General features: G+C 54.6%; 1 protein-coding gene. It reads left to right on the forward strand.

All coding sequences use genetic code 11. The annotated features are described in order from the left end of the window. Nucleotides 1-368: DNA polymerase beta superfamily protein (locus AC1RPJ_RS07955; protein WP_481762870.1), on the forward strand; the 368-nt coding region annotated here is incomplete at both ends.

The following is a 368-nucleotide window of genomic DNA, read 5'->3' on the forward strand; positions in this document are numbered from 1 at the left end:
GGATTACGACGTTCGCTTCATCTACTGCCGCCCTGTCGATCGGTATCTGACGGTGAATAAGCGCCGTGATGTACTGGACATAAACACGCCGGAACTGACCGAGGTGCTGCGCGATCTCGGGATCGACACGGATATCATGGATTTTGCGGGCTGGGACGCGGACAAGGCAGTGTACCAGATGAGCAAGTCGAACCCGCAGGTTCTGGAGTGGACGAATTCACCGATCATCTATCGACCCAATGCGCATCTGGTGGCGCTAGCCGAGAAGATGTACAACCCGATCCCGGTGATGCACCATTACAGGTCTATGGCCAAGGGCAATTTCCGTGAGTATCTTCAGGGGGACGAAGTGTGGTACAAGAAGTATC

The organism is Dellaglioa sp. CoH-57-MRSF-17 (genome assembly GCF_056782015.1).